The organism is Stenotrophomonas maltophilia group sp. Smal13 (assembly GCF_030236855.1).
GTDB lineage: Bacteria > Pseudomonadota > Gammaproteobacteria > Xanthomonadales > Xanthomonadaceae > Stenotrophomonas > Stenotrophomonas maltophilia_A.
Genome location: NZ_JASJSQ010000033.1, coordinates 18,740 through 36,253, shown reverse-complemented (window position 1 = coordinate 36,253; position 17,514 = coordinate 18,740). Strand labels below are relative to the sequence as shown.

Genomic DNA, 17,514 nt, shown 5'->3' with positions numbered 1-17,514 from the left:
GTTGATGGCCACGATGGGCCATCGCCCTGCCACCGGCAAGCGGCGGCAGGATGAACGGTCATTCCGGGGCGACGGGCGTCAACGCCTTGACGGCCAGCCCTCCCCTGCCTGTCCCGGCGCGATCCCCATCGCGCCGACGCAGGCTCAGGCCAGCACCTGGTAGCAGGGCTGGTATTCGCCGGAGATCTTCATCCGGCGCTGTTCGACGAAGGCACGCAGCAGCGCGTCCAGGGCCTGCATCATGTCCGGGTCACCGTGGATCTGGAACGGCCCGAACTGCTCGATGCGGCGCATGCCGTCTTCCTTCACGTTGCCGGCAACGATGCCCGAGAACGCCCGGCGCAGGTCGGCCGCCAGCGCGTGCGGGGCACGTCCGTGGTGCAGGTCCAGCGCGGCCATTGCCTCGTGGGTCGGCACGAACGGCTGCTGGTACTCCCACGGAATCTCGATCGACCAGTTGAAGAAGAACGAGTCCTTCTGTGCCAGGCGGTGCTCACGCACGCGCTTGATGCCGTTGGCCATCTTCTTTGCCACCGCCACCGGGTCGCCGATGACGATCTCGTAGCGCTCGGCGGCTGCATCGCCCAGGGTCAGGCGGATGAAGCGATCGATCTGCTCGAAGTACGGCGCTGCCACCGTCGGGCCGGTCAGGATCAGCGGGAACGGCAGGTCCTTGTTTTCCTCGCGCAGCAGGATGCCGAGCAGGTACAGGATTTCCTCGGCGGTGCCGACGCCACCGGCGAACACGATGATGCCGTGGCCGATGCGGACGAAGGCCTCCAGGCGCTTCTCGATGTCCGGCATGATCACAAGGTGGTTGACGATCGGGTTCGGCGATTCGGCCGCGATGATGCCCGGCTCGGTCAGGCCGATGTAACGCGTCACGGTGCGGCGCTGCTTGGCGTGGGCGATGGTGGCACCCTTCATCGGGCCCTTCATCGCGCCTGGACCGCAGCCGGTGCAGATGTCCAGGCCGCGCAGGCCCAGCTCATAACCCACCTGCTTGGTGTACAGGTACTCGTCGCGCGAGATCGAATGGCCACCCCAGCACACGACCAGGTTCGGGTCGCCCGGGTTGAGGATGCGTGCGTTGCGCAGCAGGCCGAACACCGCGTTGGTGATGCCCTCGGACGACTCCAGCTCGGCCGCGTAGGCCGGGCCCATCTCGATGGCCATGTAGGCCAGGTCACGCACCACGGCGAACAGCAGTTCGGCGACGCCGCGGATGATCTCGCCATCGACGAAGGCCATCGCCGGTGCATTGACCAGATCGATGCGCACGCCGCGATCCTGCTGCGCCACCTGGATGTCGAAATCAGGATACAGATCGCGCGCTGCGCGCGGATCGTCAGAGGCACTGCCGCTGGTCAGCACGGCCAGCGCGCAGCGGCGCAGCAGCTCGTGCATACCGCCGGCAGACGCATCGCGCAGGCGGGCCACTTCGGCCCGCGACAGCACATCCAGCCCACCGCGCGGGTAGATCCGCGCGTCCTGCACCGGCAGTGCACGGGCTGATTTTTCGTTCGTGGTCATGTCCAATTTTTCGCTTCCTTCAAGGTTTCCGACTGTACTGCCGCCCCCTTAAAAAGCAAAACGGCCGGGAAGCCCGACCGTTGGATGTGTGCTTCCCGCGTTCGCCTTTCCGGGACCGCATCGGCGGCGTTGGCACCGCGCACATTTCCGGATGCTACGCCGATGCCAGGTGACCTGCAAGGACTTTCGCATGAACGGAAAACGGCCGGGTTTCCCCGGCCGTTCGACAGAGAGAAGGCTCAGCCCTTGGACTGTATCAATGCATACAAGCCAGGTTACCTCCTGCAATCAAATATCGGCACAGGATTAGGATCGATGGGCACTGATGATGATGGATCAGTTATCTTCCAAGATTCATATGCAAGCCTCCCGTGGAGTTCCGGGATATCACGATAGGCTACGAAGTACTCCCCCCTATCCGAGTTTTCGTAGTAGTCAACTCGATATTCCAAAGGCAGTGAAAGGAAGCTAGCCAGCACCGCAGCATATCGCTCCTGCACCGGGGTATCGCAACTCATGTGCGCGCCGGAAACAAGAAGAAACGCATCCCCGCTCCGCCCCGAAGTGGACGTATCCCCCCCACCCGGATAGGTCGGAGTCGGGGGGCAGTAGCTTGGATTACACCAAGGATCCAAAGCACTGACCTTCGATGCCGCAGTCATACCCATACCAAATACGACAGATGCGATGATCACACTCAACTTCATGGCAACTCATCCTTGTTTTGATTCCAACGTTGAACTTCAGAACACTTCACCTACGGACGTCCACTTCTACACATTGCAACTTCACGGCTCGGCCAGAATCCTTCCAAGCAGGACTCCGCGCCCCCACTCCTCCAACCCACCCGGATTCACGCTCAACCGCTCGAAGAGTTCGAGCGCAGCACAATTGAACTCCTCCAGGGCACCTGGCGCACCATCAGCGGCCAGTTCGATCGCGTGAACAAATTCTCTTTGCATGACCTTTATATAGATCGCCAGGAAAGCAAAGAAATCACAGTGATAGTGGATCGAAAAGACGAACGCAATCGCTCGCATCAATCGACCATTTCCATCCTCGAACGGATGAATGATGTTGACTGTCAACAGCAGCGCATACAGCCGAACGATTGGCGCCATTTTTTCAGTGGCACCAATAATTCGAGACAGATGTGATTGAACATCGATATGTGCTGCAACGAAGCTCTGAGGTACATCCCTCGGACCGACCCATATTCGCCCGACCCGAAATCCGGCACGTTCCACAGCACCACTGGAAAATCTAGCGTGAATGAAGAGAAGTGAACGAGCGTGCATACTCAGGATGTTGCACTTTCCTGCAGACTTAAGGTATTCAGCACCTCGGCGGCAGCGCAGGAAATGATCATCTGCAGAACGACAGCTCGGACAAAACCGCATTCGACATGAAAGCACACGAGCGAACAGCTCTCTCAGGCGTCGACTCGAGCAATGATCAGGAGCATTCTCCGGCAGTGCAAATTTACAATCCTGCAACCCTGCTATGGACGACTCCGGCAATCCGTACCTGACCTTCATTTCCGCCTTCCATGGGGAACCACACCGGTCACTTATATCGAACAGAAAATTACTTGTCCATCTCAAAAAAGAAACGGCCGGGTTTCCCCGGCCGTTTCCACTTACTGCTTCAAGCTCTGATGGATCAGAACTCGTAACGCAGGGTCAGCATTGCAGACCAACGCGAAACGACGCGTGACGGGTAGCCCGAGCTGAAATCGTACTCACGCAGTTCCTGCGGCGAGTTGCGACCCAGATCGTACTCGTACGAACCATCGGCCTTGACCTTGCCAGTGGTCAGGTAGCGAGTGTCGAAGTCAGACGCGTTGCGGGTCCGACCCCAGCTCTTGTCCAGCATGTTCAGGAAATTGTAGATATCCAGGCGCAGGATCGACTTGTGCTCCTTGAAGAAGCCCGGGAGTTCCTGCTGAATGGCCACATCCAGCTGATTGACCCACGGATTGCGGGCACCATTGCGCTCGGCGACCGAACCGCGACGCGCTGCCAGGTAGGGATTTTCGTCGATGCGGCGCTGGAACTCGGCGATCTCGGCGGCGGTTGCAGCGCGATTACCCTTCACGTATGAAACGTTGGCGTCATTCAGCAACGGAATATACGCCGGATCCTGGAAGATGCCGTCACCGTTCAAGTCACCATCAACCAGCCAAGTGTAAGGCAGGCCGTTGCGACCAGTGTAGAAGCCGGTAATGCTGGTCTTGTAGTTGCCGAAGAACGCGTGCTCCCAACCCAGCGACAGCTTGATCTGATTGCGGATCTCGCGGGTGGCGGTGCCAGCATACTCCTCGTTCGGGTTCAAGCGCGAAACGAACTGGTAGCTCGACCAAGCCTGCGAACTGGTGTCCGAACCCACTTCTGTTGCCTTGGTGTAGGTATAGGACAGGTTGCCGTACCAGCCATTTGCCATCGGCTTGTCCAGCGAGAAGGTGACTGCAGTGGAACTGCCCTTGTTGGAGTTGGTCAGGTAGGTCGAGTTGGTGGTGTAACCCGGCTTGCTACCATTGTTCTTAACGCCGCCCGGAGTGACCCAGTAGCTGTCACGACCGTCGAACAGCTGGCCGTTCGGCGTTCCGATATTCAGAGCGTTGTAGAACACTGCATCCTTGTTCTTCAGGTACTGCACTTCGACAGTGCCCACCAGCCCCATCCACGGCAGCTCATGATCGTAGCCCAGGCTAGCCTTCCAGACGGTCGGCAGTTTGAAGTCCGGATCAATGGAATCCATCTGCGCATTGGTCGGCGCGGCTGCACCGCTCGGGAACGGCTGGTTGAATGCATCCGGGCTGAACGCGTACTGGCCGTTGTTCGGAACACAGCCGCGAACCACGGTGTTGCCATAGGCGCAGAACGAAGCCGAGGTCATGCCGTTGTTCTGGTACGGATTGGCAAGCCAGACGAACGGCGGGACTGACTGGAACAGGCCCACGCCACCGCGCAGCTGCGAGTAGCGCTCGGTATCGAAGGTGTAGTTGAACGAGAAGCGCGGCATGATCACCTTATTGCTGCTGCCGAGCTTGTAGTCATTTCGGAAGCCGAAGGTTTCCTCGAAGCCCGGCTTGCGCGGCGGCGCCTTGTCGGCCTTCGGGATATTGGCGCGCACACCATAGGTGATCGACAGGTTGTTATTTACCTGCCAAGTATCCTGCAGGTACGGGCTGAACATGGTGAAACCAATCGCAGCTGCAGTGTCGGCTTCGGAGTACCCACCGATCGGGCGGCGCACATCGTAGCGGTAGTACTTGCCTGCTTCGAAGTCAGCGATGCTGTCAAAGGTATACACGCCGTGCAGATCTCGGCCATACAGATTCAACGCGTCGGTATCTTCATAGTCGAAACCACCCTTGATAGTGTGATCGCCAGCGTAGTAGGTACCAAAGATCGAGGCGGTCTTCTTCTTGGTGTTGATCGCATTCTCGTGTCGGTTGCGATCTTCACCCAGGCGCACACCGTTGCTCGAGCCAGACTGGGTGCTGGCCACACCCACATTGATGGTCGGCAGGTTCTGCGAAGCTCCCGAGACCTGTTCGAACTTCTGGTAGCTGAACTTGGCCTCCGTGGTGAAGTTGTCGGTCCAATCACTGAACAGCTGCAGTGCAGTGTTCTTGGTCTCGCTGGTCTTGGTGAACCAACGACTGGTAAGAATCACAGAATTTGCGTTGCTGTCGTACGGCTGCGGCAGCGACTCCTCAGTCTGCTGGTAGGTCAGGCTGGCGCGATGTGAGTCGTTGATGTTCCAGTCGATTTTGCCCAGATAGCGCTTGTTGGTCAGATTCACGCCACCGGCTGCACCATAGGTACCCGGGTCGATCCCGTACTTGTTCTTGGAAATGTCGATGACCCGGTCGATCTCCGCGCGGGTCACCGCACCAGTGCTCAGACCGTCGGAAGACGCCGCGCCACCGAAATCGGTGATTTCCTGTTCTTCATACGACCCAAAGAAGAACAGGCGATCCTTCAGGATCGGACCGCCCAGGGTGAAGCCCTTGGTGGTGTCCTTGCCGAAAGCATCGTAGTCCTCGCCGTTGCGCTTGCCCACCATGCTGTCGGCCTTCTTGTACACGTAGTACGCCGAGCCGTGGAACTCATTGGTACCAGACTTGGTGACCGCATTGATCGCGGCGCCGACCACGTCCTGAGACACGTCATAGTCGCTGACTTTGATGTCGTAGGCAGCAATCGTGTCCACCGAAATCGGCGAGCCGGTGTACGGCATGCCGTTGGCGTTGAGGCCGAATGGGTCACCCTGAGACAGGCCGTCGACCGAGATTTTGTTGTAGCGGTTGTTGATACCCGCGACCGAGATTGCGCCGGTGGCCTGGTCAGTCACGCTGATGCGCGGATCCAGACGAGCGACGTCATCCAACGAACGATTGCCCTTCGGCGCCAGCTCCAGCTTGCGGCCGTCAACCGAGGTACCCACGCCCTTGTTTTCCGAGCTGAAGACGCTTGAACCGGCAGTGGCAACAACGTTCACGGCATCCAGGTTCGTTGCAGCCAGATCACCGCCCAGGTTGGCGTTGACCGTGTTGACCTGGTTCAGGTTCAGGAAGACTCCCTCTTCGGTCTTGGTCCCTGCACCCGGCTTGGTGATGGTGATGGTATACGGGCCACCCACGCGCAAGCCGCGCGCGGTGTAGCGACCCGACGCATCGGTGGTGGCACGCGAAACGGTGCCCGACTCGGTGTGGGTGATGGTGACTTCAGCGCCGACCACAGGCTGGCCTGCGGCGGACATCACCTGGCCGCCGACACCGGCAGAGGTGCTCTGGGCGAAGGCGGGAGCGGCGGCGAGCGCAGCCACGAGACCAAGGGTGAGCTTGGACATCCGGAGTGGGTGGGTCATTTTTCGGTAGCCTCGATGCGAGTTGGCGATGGCGGAAAAAAAGCGCATCCAAACAGCCCTGCGGGTGGCTGGTCGGACATTTATCTGGGGTTCCCTACCGCTTGGCTGAAGGAAGCCACAACGGTTAACACTAGATTAACACGCTACGCCATCAATGTGACGGTTGTGCGACAAACGGCACCCGATCGCAACGCAATCGTGACGGGTTCTTCACTCCGCCTTTCCCCGGCGCTCACTCGGCCGGGGACGCCCCGCTGGCATCGAGAATCCGGCCGCGCCAGGTGGCGCCAGCACCGGACAACAGGGTCACGGCCGCAGCGGCGGCGGCCTCCGGGCCTTGGGCGGCCGGGTCCTGGTCGACGGAATACGCCCGGGCCCGCAGGGCTGTGCGCAGCGGGCCGGGGTACAGGCCACTGACCCGTATCGGGCTGCGGCCGAGTTCGTCATGCAGGCTGGCGATCAGGCCACGCAGGCCATGCTGGGCCACACCGTAACCGCCCCAGTAAGCCTGCCCGACCCGGTCGGGGGCATCGACCGCAAACACCAGCGCCGCATCTTCGCGCTGCCGCAGCAGTGGCAGGCAGGCCTGGGCCAGCCAGGCCGGCGCGGTCAAGGTAACGTGCACCGCACGGGCGAAACTGGCCGGGTCGGCCAGCTCGAACGGGGTCAGGCCCGGGAAGTGGGCGGCACAGACCAGCAGGCCGTCCAGCCGCCCCAGCTCGCGCTGCAGGGCCTGGGCCAGCTCGGCATAGTCATCGGGGCCGGCGCCTTCCAGGTCCAGCGGGTACAGCAGGGGTTCCGGGCCGACAGCCTGCACCTGGGCGTAGACACGGTCCAGGCGCCGCGGCTTGCGGCCCAGCAGGACCACGGTGGCACCGGCCGCTGCGGCCGCAACGGCCGCCGCACTGCCCAAGCCACCGCCAGCGCCTGCAACCAGCACCACGCGATCCTGCAACGGGCGGCCATCGAGCGCCCCGTCGGTCGGTGACGTCGATGGCCAGGCACTCATCCCTGGGTCGCCTCTTCGACGATGCGCTTGAGCTCGCCGGCTTCGAACAGCTCCAGCACGATGTCACAGCCGCCGATCAATTCACCGTTGATGAACAGCTGCGGGAAGGTCGGCAGGTTGGAAAAGCGCGGCAGGTTGGCGCGGATCTCGGGCTCTTCCAGCACGTTGACGGTGCGCAGGGTGACCGCGCCGGCCGCCATCAATGCCTGTACGGCGCGGCTGGAGAAGCCGCACATCGGGTATTGCGGGGTGCCCTTCATGAACAGCACGAGTGGGTAACGATCGACCTCGGCCTGGATTTGCTGCATTACCGCCACAACCACACTCCTTGCTTCGCCGGACAAACCGACCGTGATGGTCGGCTAGACTGCCCACGGTAGCCGCCATTGTAAGCGGATGGAACCGGCTGCCGCCGCCCCCTGGCCACGAACCTGTCCATGCCTGTCGAATTGCCTGCCCTGCCCTACCTCTCCGGCTCCCTGCAGCCGCACCTGTCCGCACAGACCGTGGAACTGCATCACGGCCGCCACCATCGCGCCTACGTGGATGCCGTCAACGCCGGCATCCTCGGCACCGAGTGGGAGGAAGCGTCGCTGGAGGAGATCGTCCGCCACGCCCAGGGCACGCTGTTCGATGCCGCTGCACAGGCCTGGAATCACAGCTTCTACTGGCAGTGCCTGCGCCCGCGCGGCGGCGGTGAGCCGCAGGGGCGGCTGGGCGAGCTGGTCAAGCGCCAGTTCGGCGACGTGCAGCGCCTGCGCGAGGAATTCAACCGCACCGCACTGGGCCTGTTCGGCTCGGGTTGGGTGTGGCTGGTGCAGCATCCGGGCGGGCAGCTGGGCCTGCAGGCCACCCGAAACGCCGGCACGCCATTGACCGGCGAAAGCACCCCACTGCTGTGCTGCGACGTCTGGGAGCACGCCTACTACACGGACTACCAGAATGATCGCGCGCGCTACCTGGACGCGTTCTGGCAGATGGTCAACTGGGAATTCGCCGAAAGCCAGCTGCGCTGAGGCAGCGGCTCCGCCACGGGGTAGTGCCGGCCGCTGGCCGGCATCCCCATACGCGCACGACCATACCCGATCCGCCCGCCAGCGGCCGGCACTACCGGGAAACAGTACAGAGCTTCACGCGCTCTCGTGCGCGGCCACCGCGTCCATCACCCGTGCCGAGTACACCAGCGCGGCGCCTGCATTGAGCGACACGGCCACGCCCAGCGCCTCGGCGATTTCCTCGCGGCTGGCGCCGTGCTTCAGCGCTGCATCCACATGCACGGTGATGCAGCCGTCGCAGCGGGTGGTCACTGCCACGGCCAGCGCGATCAGCTCGCGGGTCTTGGCATCCAGGTGGTTGGTCTGCGCGCCGGCATTGGCCAGGGTGGCATAGCCCTTGACCGTATCCGGCGAGAGCTTGCCGATCTCGCCGATGCGGCCCTTCAGTTCCTTGCGGTAGGCATTCCAGTCGAGCATGGTCGTGACTCCTGTGAAAGGAGCTCCACGCTACCACCGGGAATGTTGCGCCGATGCCTGCACCGGCGCGCCACATCGTTGCATTGCCGGCCAGCGGCCGGCGCTACCGGGTTCAGCGGTTGCGCAGCGCGTGTACCGCCGGCGCCACCTGGGCCTGGCGACCCAGCTCCAGACCCACCTGGTCCAGTGCATCGGCCAGTGCATCAGCAGCATCATCGCGCAGCGTGGCATGACCGACCTTGCGGCCCTCACGCGGCTCCTTGCCGTAGTCGTGCCAGTGGCCGCTGGCCTGGGCCAGCACCGGCGCCGGGTCCGGCATCGCGCCCAGCCAGTTCAGCATGCAGGCATGGCCGAGCATGCGGGTGCTGCCCAGCGGCAGGCCCAGCACGGCGCGCAGGTGATTCTCGAACTGCGAGGTCTCGCTGCCTTCGATGGTCCAGTGGCCGGAGTTGTGCACGCGCGGCGCCATCTCGTTGGCCAACAGCTCGCCATCGCGGCAGAACAGCTCCAGCGCGAACACGCCGACATACTGCAGGTGCTCGGCGACGCGACGGGCATAGCCGATCGCGGCCTCGTGCTCGGCGGCCGACAACACGGCCGGCGCCACGCTGGCCGACAGCACGCCGTCGACGTGCCAGTTGCCGGTGACCGGCCAGGCCTCGAAGCTGCCATCGCGGCCACGCACGGCAACCACGCTGACCTCCCGCTGGAAGGCCACGAAGCCTTCCAGGATCAGACCAGTACGCTCGACCTGCGCACCCAGCGCATCCCATGCGGCATCGATGTCGGCCTCGCTACGCAGGCGGAACTGACCCTTGCCGTCGTAACCGAGGCGGCGGGTCTTGAGGATGCACGGCAGACCGAACTCGGCAGCCTTCGCGGCCAACTCGTCACGGCTGCGGATGTCAGCGAAGGCCGGCAGCGGAATGCCCAGCTGCTGAAACAGGGTCTTCTCGCTCAACCGGTCCTGGGCCACGGCCAGTGCGGCCGGCGGCGGGTAGACCGGCACGCGGTCGGCCAGGAACTGCGCGCTGTCGGCCGGCACGTTCTCGAAATCGAACGTGACCACGTCGACCTTGGCCGCGAAATCCGCCAACGCCTGGCGGTCATCAAAGGCACCGACGGTGAGCGGCGCCAGCGGGCCGCTGCAGGCGTCGGCTGCGGGGTCGTACAGTTCGAAGCGCAATCCCAGCGGCGCACCGGCCAGTACCATCATGCGGGCGAGCTGGCCGCCACCCAGGATGCCTACGGTCAGGCTCATTGGCGCGGATCGTCGTGGGCCATCACGTCTTCGGTCTGGCGTGCGCGGAACGCGTCGAGCGCCTGGCCGATCGCCGGCTGGTCACTGGCCAGCATTGCGGCGGCGAACAGCGCGGCGTTGGAGGCGCCGGCATTGCCGATGGCGAAGGTGGCGACCGGGATGCCGGCTGGCATCTGCACGATCGACAGCAGCGAATCCATGCCGTTGAGGGCCTTGGACTGCACCGGCACGCCCAGCACCGGCACGGCGGTCTTGGCGGCGATCATGCCCGGCAGGTGCGCGGCCCCGCCGGCACCGGCGATGATCGCGCGCAGGCCACGCGGGCCCGCCTGCTCGGCGTAACTGAACAACACATCCGGCGTCCGATGCGCGGACACTACCTTCACTTCGAACGGAACACCCAGAGCTTCAAGCTTCTGGGCGGCGTGCTGCATGGTTTCCCAGTCGGAACGGGAACCCATGACGATGCCGACAAGCGGCGCGATCGGGTTGGGGGTCATTGGCCGTCACCTGCCTTAAAGACGTATTCTAGCCATCTTCCACGCAAGACGAAGAACCATGGATCGCAAGCTGCTCGACCTGCTGGTGTCGCCGGACACCCGCCAGCCCCTGTCCCTGCTGGATGGCAAGGGCCTGGAAGCCCTCAACAAGGCCATTTCCACCGGCGCGGTGAACAAGGCCGATGGCAACCCGCTGGCGCAGCCGCTGCGCGAAGCGCTGGTCACCCGCGACCGCAAGCAGGTGTTCCGCGTTGACGACGGCATCCCGGTGCTGCTGGCCGAGGAAGCCATCCCGACCGCCCAGATCGCCGACTTCCCGGCCGCATGAGCGCGCTGCCGACGCCGGATGCGGCCGTTGTCGCCGCCGATGTCGCGCGTGCGCTGGCCGAGGACCTGGGCAGCGGCGACGTCACCGCCGCCCTGCTGCCCGACCAGGCCGACAGCGCCTACCTGCTGTGCAAGCAGGACGGGGTGATCGCCGGCCGCCCCTGGTTCGACGCCACCCACCGCGCACTCGATCCGGACGTGCGCATCGAATGGCATGTCTCCGAGGGCGACATGGTCACCGCCGGCACCGTACTGGCGCTGCTGCACGGGCGCAGCCGCAGCCTGGTGAGCGCCGAGCGCACTTCGCTGAACTTCCTGCAGACGCTGTCCGGCACCGCCACGACCACCGCGCGCTACGTGGCGGCCGTGGCCGGCACCGGCACGCGCATCCTCGACACCCGCAAGACCCTGCCCGGCCTGCGCCTGGCGCAGAAGTACGCGGTGCGCTGCGGCGGTGGAGAGAACCATCGTTTCGGCCTGTACGACACGGTGATGCTGAAGGAGAACCACATCCGCGCTGCCGGTTCACTGGCCGCAGCCGTGGCTGCCGCACGCCGGCAATGGCCTGGGTTGCCGCTGGTGGTCGAGGTCGAGGATCTTGCGCAGCTGCGCCAGGCGCTGGAAGCTGGTTGCGAACGCATCCTGCTGGATGACTTCAGCCCCGACCTGCGCCGCGAGGCGGTGCGCATCACGGCGGGCCGCATTCCGCTGGAAGTCTCCGGCAGCGTGGGCCTGGGTGGCCTGCGTTCGATCGCCGAGGACGGCGTCGACTGCATCTCCATTGGCGGCCTGACCAAGCACGTGCAGGCGATTGATCTGTCGCTGAAGCTGGGCCCGCCGCCGGGCTGAGGCCTGACCCGGTTCTCACACCCGGCGTTCACGACAGCGCTGCGACGCTGCGGTCATCCCCCACAGGAGCCGCGCATGCGCCGGATGCTCTTGCCTGCCTGCCTGCTGCTGGCCGCAGCCCCCTTTTCCGCAGCGGCCGCCGAAGCCTGCGATGTGCCGCCCCGCTTCGGCCTGAGCCCGTTGGCGGTGGCCATCCGCAATACCGCCTGCAACGAGCACCGGCTGTGGTTCCGGCCCTTCATTGATCGCGATGGCCGCGCCGCCAGCCTCAGTGTCACCGAGGCCGAAAGCGATCACCTGGCCGACAACGGCCTGATCGCCTGGCAGCGCGTGGCCGGCTACTGGCGCAACAGCGGCACGCTCAACGCAATGGGCAGCATCGCCGGCGCCAGCAGCTGCCTGGCACCGCTGGGCACGCGCTACACCGACAGCGACTGCCGCGCCTTCCTGGTCGACAACCCGTGGTCGGCCGCGTTCATTTCCTGGGTGATGGTGCAGTCCGGCGTTCCCGGCTTCAACACCTCGCCACGCCACATCGACTACATCCGTGCCGCGTACCAGGGCGGCCCCTCGGGCGTGCCGTACCGGTTGGTCGATCCCGCGACCGCAAAGCCCGCACCGGGCGACCTGCTGTGCTTCCTGCGCGACCGCAGCACCACGCTCAGCTACAGCGGGCTGGTGCAGGCACTGGGCAATGGCTCGGTGGGCCACTGGAAATCACATTGCGAAGTGGTGGTAGCGGCCAATCTTGGCGGCGACCAGACCCTGTACCTGGTCGGTGGCAACGTGATGAACACCGTGGCGATGCGGTTGCTGCCGCTGGACCGCACCGGGCTGATCAAGCTGCCGCCCGCGCGCGAACGCAACAGCACCGGCATCGACCCCAGCTGCACGCCGGGCCGCGAGGACGAATGCAGCTTCAACCGGCAGGACTGGGCAGCGCTGCTGCAGTTGACCGCCACATCACCGCTGGTGATGCCCTCTCCCACTGCGACGCCGATGCAGCCCGCCCCGACACCGCAACCGGTCATCGTGCCCGCGCAACCGGTATCCAGCGAACCGCAGCCGCGGCGGTGAATCCAGCGCTTGATCCAGCGCACGTTCGCCGCCATCTTTGCGGAATCGACCTCTGACGGCTGACGCCATGCCCACCCTGCTGCTGTTGCTGATTGCCGGCGGAATCATCTACTTCTTCTGGAACGCTGCGCGTTCGGCCGCCGAGCGCGCGGTCGAGCTGGGACGCAATGCCTGCCGCGCAGCCGACGTGCAATGGCTGGACCAGGCGGTGCATGCCACCGGCCTGCGCCTGTCGCGCGGCGAGGATGGCCGGCTCGGTTTCGAGCGCACGTTCAAGTTCGAGTATTCCTACGATGGCATCGATCGCCACGTGGGCCGCATGGTGCTGCGCGGCGACCAGTTGATCTCGTTCACTGGCCCGGGCGCGGCGCGGATCAGCCAGATCCGGCCGGATGCGGAGGATGCCGAGGATGTCTAAGGGCTTTGAGTGCCGACCAACGGTCGGCACCCACCGGTAAATCCTGTAAAGGAAAACGCCGCCCGTCGGGGCGGCGTCAGAGGGATTACTTGACCACGCGCAGGTTCGGGCGACCCTTGGGCGGCGGACTGGCCGGCGGGGTATCGTCCGGCGGCGTGCCTTCCTCATGCAGCAGTTCGTCGCTGGTCGGCGCAGTTTCGCTGCCCGGAATGTCATCCGGCAGTGCCATGCCCTGCCCGGTCTCGCGGGCGTAGACGGCCAGCACGGCGCTGATCGGCACCTGCACCGGGTAGCTGGTGCCGGAGAAGCGCGCCGAGAAGCTCACCATCTCGTTGTCGATCATCAGCCGCACGACAGCGCGTTCGGCGATGTTGAGCACAACCCGGCCATCCTTGACCGCCGAAGGCGGGACCTGCACGCCGGGGACGCCGGCGTCGACCAGGATGTGCGGGGTCAGCTGGTTGTCGTTGATCCATTCCACCAGCGCCCGCAGCAGGTACGGGCGGTGGCTGGTCATGTGGAAGAAGTCTTCGGTCATGCGTGAAGTGTACGCGCCCGGCGCCCCGCCGGGGCGGATCGCCTGCACGCCGGTCGGCGTGCAGACGGGTAAAGCAAGACGGGATCAGCCCGGCAGATCGCGCAGCTTCTTTTCCTGGTCGGTCAGGCTGCGGACAAATCCCGGATGGCGGAAGATGCGGTTGCCGTAGTCTTCAATCGCCTTGCCGTCCTTCGGCAGCGGCACATCCAGCGACTGCAGGCGCCAGATGATCGGCGCCATCGCGCAGTCGGCCAGGCTCATTTCCGGGTTGAGGAAGAACTTGCTGGCCTTGAACAGTGGCAACGAGGCCGTCAGCAGTTCTTTCAGGCGCTTGCGACCGGCCTCGGCCTGGGTCTTGTTGCCCAGCTGGATGGCCTGCACCTGCGGCACCCAGTCGTGCTCGATGCGCAGCATGGCCAATCGGATGCGGGCACGCGACAGCGGATCGACCGGCATCAGCGGCGGATGCGGGTAGCGCTCATCGAGGTATTCGCTGACCACCGACGCGGCGTAAAGCACCAGTTCGCGTTCGACCAGGGTCGGCACCGAGTGGTACGGATTGAGGTCGATCAGGTCTTCAGGCGGGTTCTGCGGATCGACCGGAACGAAGTCGAACGTGACCCCTTTCGCCGCCAGCACCAGACGTACACGGTGGCACAGCACATCGTCGTTCGAGGAAAACAGCGTCAGTGTATTGCGCATGCGTACGCTCGCCGCCATCAAAGGCTCTCCCACGACAGGAGACCGCCTGCCGCATCGGCGCCGCCGGCACCGTGCCAGCGATCGACTCCTCCCCGAGTGTGCAACCGACCATCACAAAAGCCAATAGGCCCGTGTGATGGCCGGCGGCAGATTCAGTGAACGTCCTTCCAGTATTCCTTCTTCAGCAGGTACAGCAGGAAGGTCAGCAGGGCCAGGAACAGGATCACCCACACGCCCAGCTGCTGGCGCTTGAGCGCGGCCGGTTCGCCGGCGTATTCGAGGAAGTTGGTGATGTCACGCACGGCCTGGTCGTACTGTCCGGCATCGACGTTGCCTGGCGTTTCCAGGCGCAGGCCGGTCACCGGCGGGTCCATGCCCGGCGCCTCCGGCTTGCCATGCACGGCATGCTGCAGGCCCTGCATTTCCCACAGCGGGTTGGGCATGGACGCGTTGGCGAACAGCGCGTTGTTCCAGCCCAGCGGCCGGCTGCTGTCCAGGTAGAACGACTTGAGGTAGGTGTAGACCCAGTCACTGCCGCGCACGCGCGCGATCAGGCTGAGGTCCGGCGGCATCTTGCCGAACCACTTCTCGGCATTCTCCTTGGGCATCGCCACCGGAATCGGGTCACCGATCGCCGAGCCGGTGAAGTTGAGGTTGTTCATCACCTCTTCCTCGGTCAGGCCCAGATCCTGCGCCATCCGCGAATAGCGCAGGTACTTCAGCGCATGGCAGCCGGAGCAGTAGTTCATGTACAGCTGCGCGCCGCGCTGCAGCGAGGCACGGTCACCGAGATCGTTGCCGGCCTGCAGCAGCTTGGTGCCGCCCTCGGCGGCGGAGGCCAGGAAACTGCCCAGCATCAGGGCGGCCGTCAGGGCCAGCCGGACCATCCAGCGTTCAGTCATGGGTGGTCACCCTCTCCGGTACCGGCTTGGTCCTGTCCAACCTTGTCCATAGCGGCATGGTGATGAAGAACGCGAAGTACAGGAAGGTCAGTACCCGCCCGATGTAGGTCTCGTGCACGTCGGTGCCTGGGCCGGAACCGATCACGCCCAGCCAGACGAAGCACACCGCCAGTACGCCCAGCATCACCTTCGAGATCCAGCCGCGGTAGCGCACCGATTTCACCTTCGCCTTGTCCAGCCACGGCACCAGGAACAGGATCGCGATGGCCGAGAACATCACCAGCACGCCGCCCAGCTTGTTCGGCACCACGCGCAACATCGCGTAGTACGGCGTGTAGTACCAGACCGGCTTGATGTGCTCCGGGGTCACCAGGCGGTTGGCCTCGGTGAAGTTGTCGTGCTCCAGGAACAGGCCGCCGAAACCGGGCGCGAAGAAGATGATGAAGGCGGCGATGATCAGCAGGAAACCGGCGCCGACGCCATCCTTGAGCGTGTAGTACGGGTGGAACGGGATACCGTCAGCCGGGGCGTTCGGCGACCAGCGGTTGCCCTTCGGCCCCTTCTTGATCTCCACGCCATCGGGATTGTTCGAACCCACTTCGTGCAGCGCGCCCAGGTGCAGCACCACCAGCAGCAACAGCACCAGCGGCAATGCGATGACATGCAGCGCGAAGAAGCGGTTGAGCGTGGCGTCACTGGGCAGGTAGTCGCCCATGATCCATTCGGTCAGGCCGTTGCCGATCACCGGTATCGCGCCGAACAGCGAGATGATCACCTTGGCGCCCCAGAACGACATCTGGCCCCACGGCAGCACGTAGCCCATGAACGCTTCGGCCATCAGCACCAGGTAGATCAGCATGCCCAGGATCCACACCAGCTCGCGCGGCTTCTGGTAACTGCCGTACAGCAGGCCGCGGAACATGTGCAGGTAGACCACGATGAAGAACAGCGAGGCCCCGGTGGAGTGCATGTAGCGGATCAGCCAGCCCCACTCCACATCACGCATGATGTATTCGATGGAACCGAACGCCTCGGCGGCGTTGGTCTTGTAGTGCATCGTCAGGAAGATGCCGGTGACGATCTGGTTGACCAGCACCAGCAGCGCCAGCGAACCGAAGTAGTACCAGATGTTGAAGTTCTTCGGCGCGTAGTACTCGCTGACGTGCTTGCGGTACACCGGCATCAGGCCCGGTGCCCGGGCATTGACCCAGTCGGCCACGCCGCTGGCGGTACGGCTGAGGATATTGGCCATCAGGCAGCCCCCTGCGGATCGACACCGATGATGATGGTGTTGTCGTCCTGGTAGTGGTGCGCGGGCACCTTCAGGTTGATCGGCGCCGGCACGTCCTTGAAGACGCGGCCGGACATGTCGAAGCGCGACTTGTGGCAGGGGCAGAAGTAACCGCCCTTCCACTGCGGGTCGTAGGGTTCAGGCCGGATCTCGGCGACCATTTCCGGCGAGCAGCCCAGGTGCGTGCACAGGCCGACCAGCACGGAGATGTCCGGCTTGATCGAGCGCAGCTCGGGGTTCTGCTTCAGCACGTACTCCGGCTGCTGGTCCTTCTCGCCGGACTCGGGGTCCTTGAGACGGCCGTCCAGCCCGTGCAGCGCATCGAGGATCGCCTTGGACCGTTTGACGATCCAGATCGGCTGGCCACGCCATTCCACGATCAGGCGTTGGCCTTCCTGCAGGGCGCTGATGTCGGCCACCACCGGTGCGCCGGCAAGCTTGGCGCGGGCACTGGGGTTCCAGGATTTGATGAAAGGAACTGCGGTGAATCCGACGCCGACGGCGCCCACCACGGCTGTGGTGGCAGAAAGAAAACGCCGACGTCCGGTGTTGACTGGATCGTGTACCCCATCGTTGGCCATCCGGCACTCCGATATTGATTAGGTAGCTTTAAGGCTGCCAGCGGATCCGGTGGGGGCCAGAGCCGCATTGAATCACGGTCGAGTGTAGCGGAACCGTCGCGCGCCACACAACGCATTGCAACAACATTGATTGCGGGCTTGCCGGCCAGCGGCCGGTCGGTACCGGCCATTGCCCA

At 64.2% G+C, this 17,514-nt stretch carries 18 protein-coding genes; 5 read left to right on the top strand and 13 right to left on the bottom strand.

Annotated features, from left to right (window positions below):
• Positions 1-144 precede the first annotated feature (144 nt).
• The 5 genes from ppnN to grxD all read right to left on the bottom strand — a co-directional run bounded on the left by ppnN (position 145) and on the right by grxD (position 7,737).
• Entirely contained in the window at positions 145-1,533 is a 1,389-nt protein-coding gene (ppnN, locus tag QRO95_RS12780; RefSeq protein WP_010486098.1) for a nucleotide 5'-monophosphate nucleosidase PpnN, read from the bottom strand.
• A gap of 788 nt (positions 1,534-2,321) precedes the next feature.
• Positions 2,322-3,071, bottom strand: coding sequence for a Fic family protein (locus tag QRO95_RS12775; protein ID WP_164079890.1), 750 nt, complete (start codon positions 3,069-3,071; stop codon positions 2,322-2,324).
• A 124-nt stretch (positions 3,072-3,195) separates the two neighbouring features.
• Positions 3,196-6,411 carry a TonB-dependent receptor gene (locus tag QRO95_RS12770; protein ID WP_197615038.1) on the bottom strand — a complete coding sequence of 1,072 codons (3,216 nt, stop codon included), beginning with the start codon at positions 6,409-6,411 and terminating at the stop codon, positions 3,196-3,198.
• Positions 6,412-6,643: 232 nt separating this feature from the next.
• Complete coding sequence (locus QRO95_RS12765; protein ID WP_285302722.1) at positions 6,644-7,420, bottom strand: SDR family NAD(P)-dependent oxidoreductase; 777 nt, start codon at positions 7,418-7,420, stop codon at positions 6,644-6,646.
• On the bottom strand, positions 7,417-7,737 hold the full coding sequence (gene grxD / locus QRO95_RS12760; protein WP_005408852.1) for a Grx4 family monothiol glutaredoxin: 321 nt from the start codon (positions 7,735-7,737) through the stop codon (positions 7,417-7,419). The genes QRO95_RS12765 and grxD overlap by 4 nt, the downstream gene beginning before the upstream one ends.
• Positions 7,738-7,857: 120 nt before the next feature.
• On the opposite strand from grxD, the gene QRO95_RS12755 reads away from it, so the two are divergent.
• Positions 7,858-8,436, top strand: a complete 579-nt coding sequence (locus QRO95_RS12755) for a superoxide dismutase (RefSeq protein WP_164079887.1) — start codon at positions 7,858-7,860, stop codon at positions 8,434-8,436.
• 114 nt (positions 8,437-8,550) lie between these two features.
• Here QRO95_RS12755 and QRO95_RS12750 read toward each other — a convergent pair whose 3' ends face one another.
• The 3 genes from QRO95_RS12750 to purE all read right to left on the bottom strand — a co-directional run bounded on the left by QRO95_RS12750 (position 8,551) and on the right by purE (position 10,653).
• Complete coding sequence (locus QRO95_RS12750; RefSeq protein WP_004152082.1) at positions 8,551-8,892, bottom strand: carboxymuconolactone decarboxylase family protein; 342 nt, start codon at positions 8,890-8,892, stop codon at positions 8,551-8,553.
• A 112-nt stretch (positions 8,893-9,004) separates the two neighbouring features.
• Positions 9,005-10,153: a 5-(carboxyamino)imidazole ribonucleotide synthase gene (locus QRO95_RS12745; RefSeq protein ID WP_032128885.1), complete on the bottom strand. Its 1,149-nt coding sequence runs from the start codon at positions 10,151-10,153 to the stop codon at positions 9,005-9,007.
• The gene (purE, locus tag QRO95_RS12740) at positions 10,150-10,653 is read right to left on the bottom strand and encodes a 5-(carboxyamino)imidazole ribonucleotide mutase (RefSeq protein WP_005412808.1); all 504 of its coding nucleotides are present in this window, start codon (positions 10,651-10,653) and stop codon (positions 10,150-10,152) included. The genes QRO95_RS12745 and purE overlap by 4 nt, the downstream gene beginning before the upstream one ends.
• A 58-nt stretch (positions 10,654-10,711) precedes the next feature.
• Here purE and QRO95_RS12735 point away from each other — a divergent pair, with 58 nt between their 5' ends.
• The 4 genes from QRO95_RS12735 to QRO95_RS12720 all read left to right on the top strand — a co-directional run bounded on the left by QRO95_RS12735 (position 10,712) and on the right by QRO95_RS12720 (position 13,324).
• A complete protein-coding gene (locus QRO95_RS12735; protein WP_032128883.1) occupies positions 10,712-10,981 on the top strand; it encodes a Trm112 family protein in 270 nt (89 codons plus the stop codon).
• Positions 10,978-11,829, top strand: a complete 852-nt coding sequence (gene nadC, locus QRO95_RS12730; protein ID WP_285302721.1) for a carboxylating nicotinate-nucleotide diphosphorylase — start codon at positions 10,978-10,980, stop codon at positions 11,827-11,829. Before QRO95_RS12735 ends, nadC begins: the two co-directional genes overlap by 4 nt.
• A gap of 75 nt (positions 11,830-11,904) precedes the next feature.
• A complete protein-coding gene (locus QRO95_RS12725; protein ID WP_285302720.1) occupies positions 11,905-12,906 on the top strand; it encodes a DUF2272 domain-containing protein in 1,002 nt (333 codons plus the stop codon).
• Between the two features lie 67 nt (positions 12,907-12,973).
• Positions 12,974-13,324, top strand: a complete 351-nt coding sequence (locus QRO95_RS12720) for a DUF3301 domain-containing protein (RefSeq protein ID WP_049423257.1) — start codon at positions 12,974-12,976, stop codon at positions 13,322-13,324.
• A gap of 85 nt (positions 13,325-13,409) precedes the next feature.
• On the opposite strand, the gene QRO95_RS12715 is transcribed toward QRO95_RS12720, so the two are convergent.
• The 5 genes from QRO95_RS12715 to petA form a co-directional block, all read right to left on the bottom strand.
• Entirely contained in the window at positions 13,410-13,862 is a 453-nt protein-coding gene (locus tag QRO95_RS12715; protein WP_019659028.1) for a ClpXP protease specificity-enhancing factor, read from the bottom strand.
• 84 nt (positions 13,863-13,946) lie between these two features.
• Complete coding sequence (locus tag QRO95_RS12710) at positions 13,947-14,582, bottom strand: glutathione S-transferase N-terminal domain-containing protein (protein WP_032128879.1); 636 nt, start codon at positions 14,580-14,582, stop codon at positions 13,947-13,949.
• A gap of 134 nt (positions 14,583-14,716) precedes the next feature.
• Entirely contained in the window at positions 14,717-15,466 is a 750-nt protein-coding gene (locus QRO95_RS12705; RefSeq protein WP_032128878.1) for a cytochrome c1, read from the bottom strand.
• Positions 15,459-16,718, bottom strand: a complete 1,260-nt coding sequence (locus QRO95_RS12700) for a cytochrome bc complex cytochrome b subunit (RefSeq protein WP_032128877.1) — start codon at positions 16,716-16,718, stop codon at positions 15,459-15,461. The genes QRO95_RS12705 and QRO95_RS12700 overlap by 8 nt, the downstream gene beginning before the upstream one ends.
• Complete coding sequence (gene petA / locus QRO95_RS12695; protein ID WP_010486121.1) at positions 16,718-17,338, bottom strand: ubiquinol-cytochrome c reductase iron-sulfur subunit; 621 nt, start codon at positions 17,336-17,338, stop codon at positions 16,718-16,720. Before petA ends, QRO95_RS12700 begins: the two co-directional genes overlap by 1 nt.
• Positions 17,339-17,514 lie beyond the last annotated feature (176 nt).